General features: G+C 73.2%; 10 protein-coding genes and 1 pseudogene. 5 read left to right on the top strand and 6 right to left on the bottom strand.

The features are described 5' to 3' along the window. Window positions 1-117 precede the first annotated feature (117 nt). The 4 genes from ABZZ17_RS03755 to ABZZ17_RS03770 form a co-directional block, all read right to left on the bottom strand. On the bottom strand, window positions 118-828 hold the full coding sequence (locus ABZZ17_RS03755; protein WP_356871587.1) for an MOSC N-terminal beta barrel domain-containing protein: 711 nt from the start codon (window positions 826-828) through the stop codon (window positions 118-120). Window positions 829-902: 74 nt separating this feature from the next. Beyond that, window positions 903-1,319, bottom strand: coding sequence for a hypothetical protein (locus ABZZ17_RS03760; protein ID WP_356871589.1), 417 nt, complete (start codon window positions 1,317-1,319; stop codon window positions 903-905). 110 nt (window positions 1,320-1,429) lie between these two features. Beyond that, window positions 1,430-2,215 (bottom strand): hypothetical protein, encoded by a 786-nt coding sequence (locus ABZZ17_RS03765; RefSeq protein ID WP_356871591.1) that lies wholly within the window; start codon window positions 2,213-2,215, stop codon window positions 1,430-1,432. A 76-nt stretch (window positions 2,216-2,291) separates the two neighbouring features. Continuing rightward, window positions 2,292-2,897 (bottom strand): hypothetical protein, encoded by a 606-nt coding sequence (locus tag ABZZ17_RS03770; RefSeq protein WP_356871593.1) that lies wholly within the window; start codon window positions 2,895-2,897, stop codon window positions 2,292-2,294. Between the two features lie 194 nt (window positions 2,898-3,091). On the opposite strand from ABZZ17_RS03770, the gene ABZZ17_RS03775 reads away from it, so the two are divergent. Further along, the gene (locus ABZZ17_RS03775) at window positions 3,092-3,580 is read left to right on the top strand and encodes an isochorismatase family protein (protein WP_356871595.1); all 489 of its coding nucleotides are present in this window, start codon (window positions 3,092-3,094) and stop codon (window positions 3,578-3,580) included. A gap of 113 nt (window positions 3,581-3,693) precedes the next feature. Here ABZZ17_RS03775 and ABZZ17_RS03780 read toward each other — a convergent pair whose 3' ends face one another. Beyond that, a complete protein-coding gene (locus tag ABZZ17_RS03780; RefSeq protein WP_356871597.1) occupies window positions 3,694-4,122 on the bottom strand; it encodes a DUF2690 domain-containing protein in 429 nt (142 codons plus the stop codon). A gap of 204 nt (window positions 4,123-4,326) precedes the next feature. Here ABZZ17_RS03780 and ABZZ17_RS03785 point away from each other — a divergent pair, with 204 nt between their 5' ends. The 3 genes from ABZZ17_RS03785 (at window position 4,327) to ABZZ17_RS03795 (ending at window position 7,183) form a co-directional block, all read left to right on the top strand. Then, entirely contained in the window at window positions 4,327-5,583 is a 1,257-nt protein-coding gene (locus tag ABZZ17_RS03785) for a sensor histidine kinase (RefSeq protein ID WP_356871599.1), read from the top strand. Then, window positions 5,580-6,245 (top strand): response regulator transcription factor, encoded by a 666-nt coding sequence (locus tag ABZZ17_RS03790; RefSeq protein WP_356871601.1) that lies wholly within the window; start codon window positions 5,580-5,582, stop codon window positions 6,243-6,245. The genes ABZZ17_RS03785 and ABZZ17_RS03790 overlap by 4 nt, the downstream gene beginning before the upstream one ends. A gap of 215 nt (window positions 6,246-6,460) precedes the next feature. Then, a complete protein-coding gene (locus ABZZ17_RS03795) occupies window positions 6,461-7,183 on the top strand; it encodes an alpha/beta hydrolase (RefSeq protein ID WP_356871603.1) in 723 nt (240 codons plus the stop codon). A gap of 24 nt (window positions 7,184-7,207) precedes the next feature. On the opposite strand, the gene ABZZ17_RS03800 is transcribed toward ABZZ17_RS03795, so the two are convergent. Continuing rightward, window positions 7,208-8,422: a sensor histidine kinase gene (locus tag ABZZ17_RS03800; protein ID WP_356871605.1), complete on the bottom strand. Its 1,215-nt coding sequence runs from the start codon at window positions 8,420-8,422 to the stop codon at window positions 7,208-7,210. 129 nt (window positions 8,423-8,551) lie between these two features. On the opposite strand from ABZZ17_RS03800, the pseudogene ABZZ17_RS03805 reads away from it, so the two are divergent. Beyond that, window positions 8,552-8,744 (top strand): annotated as a pseudogene (locus ABZZ17_RS03805) (hypothetical protein); the annotation flags it as partial.

An 8,744-nucleotide genomic window follows, 5' to 3' on the forward strand; every position in this document is an offset into this window, starting at 1 on the left:
GGGGATGCAGGTGCAAGGCCTGCCCAGCGCTCAACCAAGGCCCCGGCCTCCTTCAGGAGACCGGGGCCTTTTTGCCGGTCCCGAACCCGAATCGGGCGGCCATTGAGGCCCTCGGCCTCATACGAGGGTGACAGCGGCCCCGGAACTCACCCAACCGGGCGTCACGACGGTGGCCAGCGCGTCCAGCCGGGCGTGATGGGCCTTTGCGATGGCCCGCAGTACCAGCGGGGAGTGGGGCAGGTCCTGCTGCGCCTCGTTGGTCATGACGCACCGTTCGCTGGAGCGCACGAACTCCACGCACAGGGCGGACCCGATCCACGCCCTGCACCCGAACCATTCGTCTTCGACGAACGCGCGGGTGCCCGGTGGGGTCCGTATCAGGAGGTTCGGCCGGAAGCGTCTCTCGTCGACCCGAACCCCGGGGACGGCCGCGCGCACCCAGTCGAGGGTGGCCGTGGTCAGGACGCTGAGCGGGAGCTGGTCGAAATGGGAGATCGTTTGCTCGCGGGCCAGTTCGACGTCGTCCCGGCCGAGGTATCGGCGAAGGTAGGCGGTCGGTTCCGCGACGGTCACGCCGTCCGGATCGAGCAGCTCGGGCCGCTCCGTCCCCTCCGGGTACCGAGAGCGCAACTGCAACAGGCCGGGCATCCGGCGGAACCTTCGGGTGTTCTTCCCCGAGCCGAACCTGCCCTCGCCGTCGCGCACCGCGAAGAGGCGGTCGCCGACGAGACCGCGGGGGTCGACGTCCGCTCGCTCCAGTCGTTCGCCTCCCGTCGACTTGATCGGATACCGCCAAATGCGCTCGACCGTTCCCACCGTGTGAGTCATTCCGCAGAGGCTACAAGAGAGTTCCTGCCCGATTTCGGGCAGGAAGTGGGAGGTTGACACCCTGTGTAGGGCCCCTACGGGCGAACGGCAACCGCATCGACGCCAGACGCGCGCAGTTTGCGGGCCAGGAACTCCATCTCAGGCATCGTGCCCGAGTGGGTTCCGGCCGCGATCTCCCGCAGCAGGGTCTTGACCTCCGCCAGACCGATGCCGAGTTCTGCCCGCAGAACCCGCATGACCGCGGTGTTCCTCGCTGTCGGGTCCACCTGGAGGCGGGCCGGCCCCCGCTCGGAGAGCAGCCGGCCCCGCAGTGCGGACGGCAGCTCACCGCCGCAGTCCGCCACGGCGAAACCGCAGGCCGCACAGCGGGACTCGGTGTCCCAGACCACGGAGCCGTGGACCAGCGTTTGGACGCCCCAGCACTCCAGCTCCGCACCGCAGTCCGGACAGCCGGCCGAGTAGCCGATGGCCTCGGAGACCGTCTGATCCATATCACCACCCCTTCGACGAGTCGAGGCTAGACGACGAGCGAGCGCATGCGACACGAGCGGTGGCGCAGCCCGCCGCCGCCGTCGCCCGCCACCGCGCCGGCCGGCCGGTTTCACCACGCGGGCAGGTTGAGGCGGTACTCGCGGCAGGAGTCCCCGCGCAGGGACTCGGCCAGTGCGGCGACGTGCTCGGCCTGCGCCTCGGACAAGTACCGGAGCTCCCACAGCAGCCCGGCGGCGTCCAGGGCCTCGGGAGCCGGACGCGGTGGCGGCTCGGGCAGGGTGACGCCGGTCAGTACGGCCAGTTCGCCGGCGTCGATCCCCAGCAGGGCGGCGAAGTCCGTCACCAGGCGGGGCGTCAGTTCCTTGCGGCCCGCGCCGATCACACCGTAGGTGGACGGTGACAGGTAGGTCGGCGTCAGGACCGCCATCACCCGTGCCAGGCCCGACCAGCGCAGGTTGCGATGGCAGAACATGCGGATCAGCCGGCCGCCCGGGCCGTCGCCGATGTGCGCGAACTCCCACGGCGCGAAGGGCGAACGGGGTTCCTCCCGCGGCAGTGAGCGGACCAGGTGGAGGAGTTCCCGCCGGTCCGCCGGGGGGAGGTGGGCCGCGTTCATCACGATGCGCGGGGCGAACGGGGCGGCCGCCTGGTCCGTCGGCGCCATGTCGTCGGGCACGTCCAGCCCCGCGAGGACGAACAGGTCGACGGCGTGGAGCCCGAGCGTGGCCGCGAGCTGCCGCAGCACTTCCTCGTCGGGCGCCTCCCCCGCGAGCACGAGCCGCACCGCCTCGGCGCCCGCCCCGGCAGGACCGTCGGAGGCCCGGGCCTGCGGCCCGGACCGCCTGCGGTCGGGCAACCACGGCAGGACCGCGGCGAGTTCGGGGGATTCCGTCATCCCCCGACCCTAAGCCGAACGGCCCGCGGACCGCCGCCCGGATGGGCTCGGTGCCGGGGCGTCCGCGCCCCGCCCCTCAGGGCCGCAGACCGGCCCGCCTCAGGGTGACCTCGGACAGCTCGGCGATGACCTGCTGGTCACCGCGCCGCCACGCGTCGGCGAGACCGCCCGCAGGGGCCGGGAGCGCGGCGAGGTCGCGCAGCGAGCCGGTGAGGGCGCGCAGGGCGAGCAGGTCGGCGCCTCCGGGCCCGTCGAGGAGGCGACGTACGGTGGCGCCGCGCCGGATCCAGCGCAGGCGTGCGGGGAGCCACAGGAGGAGCACGAAGGCCACCGGGAGGACGATCAGTACCGTGGCGGCCAGGTCGGCCACCTGGCCGACGGCGTCCTGGAGCGACTGTCCGGCGTCGGCCAGCCCCGTCCCGGCGCCGGCCGCCGACCGGAGCGGCTTTTCGAGCAGGCCGCCGACGAGCGGCACGTTCGAGGCCGCGTCCCCGGCGTTGTCGAGTGCGGTGGCGAGGCCGTCGCCGGAGCTCTCGACCCTCCGCCCCGGCTCGGCGAGCCGCATGATCGCCCCGTGGACGGCGAGGGCGAACCACACCGCGACGGCCATCAGGGCCACGGCGATCAGGTCCGCGAGTACCTGGCGGTTCCGACGTGCTGGGATCTGAGCGTAGAAGCGCATCTGCGGGCTCCCGTCCGGGGCAGGGCGTCGAGGAGGACCGGCCCCCGCCGGGGAGGCTCGGCCACTCGGTCGACCGTACGCCGCAGGCGGTGCTTCCACGGGTGTCCGTGCCGGAATGTCCACGACGTGAGCCGGAAGCCGGCTGTGGGCGGGCGGCGGGCGGCGTGGGAGGCGGCCGGCCGTAGGATCGGCGGGTGAACCCTGCGCTGATCCTGATCGACCTGATGCCCCGTATCGTCGCCCTGCCGCTGGCCCCGTACTCCGGCACCGAGGTGGCGGAGCGCTGCCGCCGGCTGGCCGAAGCGTTCCGGGGACGGGGACTGCCCGTGGTGGTGGTGCGGGTGGAGCGGCCCGGCGTGGCCGAACAGCCGCCCGGCAGCGGGTACGTGGAGGGGCTCGTGCGGCCCGGGGACGTCGAGATCGTCAAGCGGACCGTCGGGGCCTTCGAAGGCACCGGGCTGGACGAGCGGCTGCGCGAGCGGGGCGTGGACACGGTCGTCCTCGGCGGCCTGGTGACCACGATGGGGGTGGCGGCGACCGCCTGGGCGGCGTCGGACCGCGGGTACGAGGTGGAGTTCGCGGAGGACGCCATGTCGGGCTTCGCCGCCGACGAGCACACCCTGACCGTGCAGCGGGTCTTCGCCCGGATCGGCGAGGTCCGGACCACCGCGTCCTACCTCTGAGGACGCGGTGGTCGCCACGCCGCGCCCCCGGCCGGGCGCCGGGCGGCGTCCGGCTGAGGTGCGGTGACGCGCTCGCCCGCCCCCCGTGGACAGGCGACCGCGTCACCGCAGGATCAGTACCAGCCCGTACAGCGCGTGGTGCCGGTCGTGTCGTTCCACGCGCAGGCCCGCATCACGTAACCCGCGTCGTCGTACGCGGGGGTGTGCGTGTCGCTGCCGGAATTGACGGTGGTCATGCCCATGGGCCCGGTCCAGGTGCCTCCGCCGTTGGAGGAGCGGTCCACCCACACCTTGTCGCCCGGGTCGGCCGAGTAGATCCGGCCCCAGGCGCAGCGGCTGGAGGTGCTGTACCGCAGCTCGATCTGGATGGAGTCGACGCTCGCGGTCCTCTTCGTGACCGCGTTGGACGTCGAGCAGGCCATCGCCGCCGCCCCGCCCGCCCCCGCACCGGGAGCCGCCTGCGCCGCCGTGCCCGTGAGCCCGAGGCCCGCCAGCAGTGCGACTCCAGCCGTCAGTACGCCCGCCCTCTTCTTGATGTGCACGTGATCCCCCTACGTCGACCGGTGGAGTGATCCGCACGCCGGACGGCGTGCGTTCGGACCCCTGTACGGTCCCCCCGGACGCCCCCGCCAGGCGTCAACCGCAGAGTGGACAACCGCGGTAAACCCCTGCGTCAGTACGGCACCCCCGCCCGCTACACCCCTGGTATGACGACCGCGCCGGGTGCCGCCGCGTACAGTGCGCCGATGCGCTTCGGGCTCTGGCAGGCCGACCGGCTCCGCTCCGTCGATCCGCGGCTCGCCGACGCCGCGCTGGCCGTGGGCCTGACCGCCGCCGCCGCCATCACCGGCCGGCAGTACCACCCGGCGGGCTGGCCGCCCTTCGACACCACCGCCTACGTACTGACCGCGTCGGTCGGGCTGCCGCTCGCCCTGCGCCGCCGGGCCCCGGTGTGCGCCCTGGTCGTCTCCTGCCTCGCCTTCGCCTGCTACCTCCTGGCCGGATACCAGCCCTCCCTGAACTTCTGGGCCCCCGCCGTGGCCCTGTACGGCGTCGCCGCGCGGCGCCCGCCGCGCACGGCCGCGGCGTGTGCCGCGCTGTACGGGGCCGTCGTCTTCTACAGCGGCCTCACCGCACCCGAACTCGGCCTGACCGTCGCCGTGGTGCAGGCCGTGGGCGTTCCGGTCGTGGTATGGCTGTTCGGCAACGGCGCCCGGAAACTCGCCGAACGCAACGGTCAACTCGCCGCGCTCACCGCCCGTTTGCACCGGGAGCAGGAGTGGCGGGAGCGTCAGGCGGTCTCCGAGGAACAGCGGCGCATCGCCCGGGAACTGCACGACGTCGTCGCGCACCACATGGCGGTGATCAACGTCCAGGCGGGGATGGCCGGTTACGTCTTCCCGTCCGCCCCGGACCAGGCCCGCGTGGCGCTGGGGACGATCTCCGAGACCAGCCAGGAAGCGCTGCGGGAACTGCGCCGCATCCTCACCCTGCTGCGCTCCGCCGCGGACGCCGAGGACGGCGGCGCCCCGTACGCCCCGATACCCGGGCTGGGCGGTCTGCGGGAGGTGGCCGAACGGGTGCGGGCCGCGGGAGTCGCCGTCGACCTGCGGACCGACGGTGCGCCCCGGCCGCTGCCGCCCGGCGTGGAACTGTGCGCGTACCGGGTGGTGCAGGAGGCGCTCACCAACGTCATCAAGCACGCGCGGCACGCGGCGGTCACCGTCCTCGTCTCCTACCGGCCGCACGAACTGCTCGTCACGGTCTCCGACGACGGCGCGGAGGGCAGCCCGGGTGCCGACACGGAGCGTTGCGGCGACCATCCGGATCCGGCCAACGTTGCACCAGGGCCCGGACACGGCTTGATCGGCATGCGCGAACGCGCGAGGCTCTACGGCGGAACGGTCGACGCCGGGCCACGACCCGAAGGGGGATTCCGCGTGCGCCTCACCCTTCCGGTCGCCGCGCCCCCGCCCGGGGCCCAGAACCGGCCTCCGGCATGATCCGGGTCCTCGTGGTCGACGACCAGGTCCTGATCCGGGCCGGCCTCGTGGCCCTGCTCCGGGCGGCGCCCGGCATCGAGGTCGTCGGCGAGGCCGAAGACGGCCACGAGGCCGTCGAAGCCGCCGTCCGCACCCGGCCGGACGTCATCCTGATGGACATCCGCATGCCCGGGCTGGACGGCACCGCCGCGACCGAGCGGATCCTCGCCGCGGCGGTGGACCCCCTGCCGCGGGTCCTCGTCCTGACCACGTTCGACCTCGACGAGTACGTGTACGCCGCCCTGCGCGCCGGTGCGTCCGGCTTCCTGCTCAAGGACACCGGGCCGGACAAGCTGATCGAGGCGATCGCGGCGGTGGCCCACGGCGACATGCTGTTCGCCCCGAGCGTCACCCGCCGCCTGATCGAGTCCTACGTCACCCGCTCCGACCCGGTACCGGACACCCCGGCCAGTCTGGACGCCCTCACGGCCCGCGAGCGCGAGGTGCTGCGCCTGGCCGCGAAGGGCCTGTCGAACACCGAGATCGCCGAGCGGCTGTACATCAGCGAAGCCACCGTCAAGACCCACCTCAACCGGACCATGACCAAACTGTCCCTGGACAGCCGCGCCCAGGCCGTGGTCGTGGCGTACGAGGCGGGCCTGGTCGTCCCGGGCACCCCGTAGGGCTCGCACGCCACATCGCCCGCCACACTTCCCGGGAAAACCCGCTTGGCGTCCCGCGGCGGCCACTGCTACGTTCCCGGAGGCCGTGCGAGAGAACGAGGAGGTGGTACCCGTGAACACAGCAGCGACATGGGTGCTCCCCTCCGGGGTCACGGTCGGACGGTAGACAGGTCGTCCGGGAGCGCCGTTCACGAGCACTCCCGAAAGGCACGACCATGCACATCACTTCCGAACGACGCCTCGACGACGGCGTCCTCGAACGCGAATTCACCCTCGGCGAGATCCCCGGCACCCTGTGGACGCCGGAATCCGCCACACCGGTCCCGCTGATCCTGATGGCCCACAACAACGGCCTCCCCAAGGGGGCGGACCGGCTGGTGGCCCGGGCGCGGCACTCCGCGGCGCAGGGCTACGCGGTGGCCACCATCGACGCCTCCGGGTGCGGCGACCGGCCCCGTTCCGCCGCCGAGGAGCGGGCCCGCGCCGACTTCCGCCGGGCGATGCGGGCCGGCGGACCGGTCGACGAGGTCTTCGAGTCCTTCATCGGCCCGCTGGTCGAAAACGCGGTCCCGGACTGGCGGACCACCCTGGACGCCCTGCTCGCGCTGCCCGGGATCGGCGGCCCGGTCGGGTACTCGGGATGGACCGCCGTCGGCATCCGGCTGGCGGTGGTCGAGCCGCGCATCGCGGCCGCCGGTTTCTTCGCCGGGGGCTACGTGCCCCGCGCCCAGCGCGAGGAGGCCCGGCAGGTCACCGTTCCCCTGCTGTTCCTGCTGCAGTGGGACGACGAAGGGAACCCGCGGCAACGGGCCCTGGACCTGTTCGAGGCCTTCGGTACCAGGGAGAAGACGCTGCACGCCAACCTGGGCGGGCACACCGGTACCCCGTGGTTCGAGGTGGAGGACGGGAACCGGTTCTTCGACCGCCATCTGAAGTGAGACCCGGCCGGACGGGCGGGCCGGTCAGTCGTCCGATTCCGCCGGTGCCCCGAGGTCGAGGAGGGCTTGTGCACCCCCGCCCTCCGGGTTCGTGAAGCGGAGTTCGGCTCCGATGAGGCGGGCCTGCCCGGCGGCGATGGTCAGGCCGAGTCCCAGACCGGTGCCGGCCGCGCCGGTGCGGAACCTCTGGGGCCCGCAGGACAGCAGGTGTCCGGGGAAGCCCGGTCCGTGGTCGCGTACGCGTATCACCGGCCCCGTCACCTCGATCACGACGGGCGGGGCGCCGTGGCGGAAGGCGTTGGTGACGAGATTGGTCAGCACGCGCTCCACGCGCCGCGGGTCGGTGTGCACGCGCGCGTCCTCGACCACCTCCACCCGCACGTCGGGTTCGGGCGCGCCGGGGGCGGTGCGTGCCTCCACCGCGGCCCGGGCCGCCCTCCGGGCGAGCCTGCCGGCCTCCACCCAGCGGAGGTCGGCTTCCTCGGCGTCGTTGTCGAGGCGCGCGACTTCGAGGACGTCTTCCATCAGGTCCCGGAGCCTGCCCGCCCGTTCCTTGACCATGTTCTCGGCCCTGCCGTCGGGCAGCAGCCCGGCGGCGGCCACCATGCCCGCGACGGGGGTGCGCAGTTCGTGCGCGATGTTGGCGGTCACTTCGCGTTCGGCCTGGAGGCGGCTGCCGAGCGCGTCGGCCATCGCGTTCACGGTGCGGGTCAGGGCGGTGATCTCGTCTCGGCCGCCTTCGGGCAGACGTGCCGTCAGGTCGCCTTCCGCGATCCGCTCCGCGGTCCGTGCGGAGGCGCGGAGCCTGCGCCCGAAACCGGCCGCGACGGCGACGCTGACCAGCCCGGTGACGCCGACACCGACGGCGCCCGACTTCCACAACGCCTGTTCCACTTGGGTGACGACGGCGCTGACCGGTGTGTTCATGACCAGGAGGTGGCCGTTCGTGGAGACGCCGGCCCAGATCATCCTCCCGTCAGGGGTCTCCTGGAGGTAGGTGCTGTGGCGTCCCTGCGCGAGACGTTCGCGAAAGGCGGGCGGGACGCCGGGCGGATCGAGCCGCGCACCGTAGGCAACCCTCCCGGACTCCTGATGCACCCGCTCGGCGAACCGCAGCCGGTCCAGGACGGTTTCCCGCTCGTCGTCGATGAGCATGGCGGGCACCTGTACTCCGGTGACCAGCACCGCGACGGCGGCGGTGGCGGTGATCGTCGCCCCGATCTTGGTCCTCAGACCCATGCGAAGGCTCTCCCGGCACTGTCGTCGTCTCGTGTCCCCATCCTTCGTGCCGTCTGACCGCGGACGGTTCATCTGTGAAGCGGGGTGGTGATTCTACGTCAGGGGCGATGGCCGATCCGGCCCGGAGCCTTGGAATCCGAGGCGGCGGACGGCGGGCCGGTGCGGTGCGGATTCCGCCGAACCTGGACGGTGGCCGGGACGGCGCTGGGACGGCAGCGGGGCGGTCGCGCCTTCGACGCCCGGCGCTTCGGCGCGTACGTGGCGAGGGCCCGCCGCGAGGACATCCGGCTGACGACCCTCGCCGACCTCGGCGACACCCCCG

Origin of the sequence: Streptomyces sp. NPDC006512 (genome assembly GCF_040611935.1) — a bacterium.
In the GTDB taxonomy this organism is placed as follows: Bacteria; Actinomycetota; Actinomycetes; order Streptomycetales; family Streptomycetaceae; genus Streptomyces.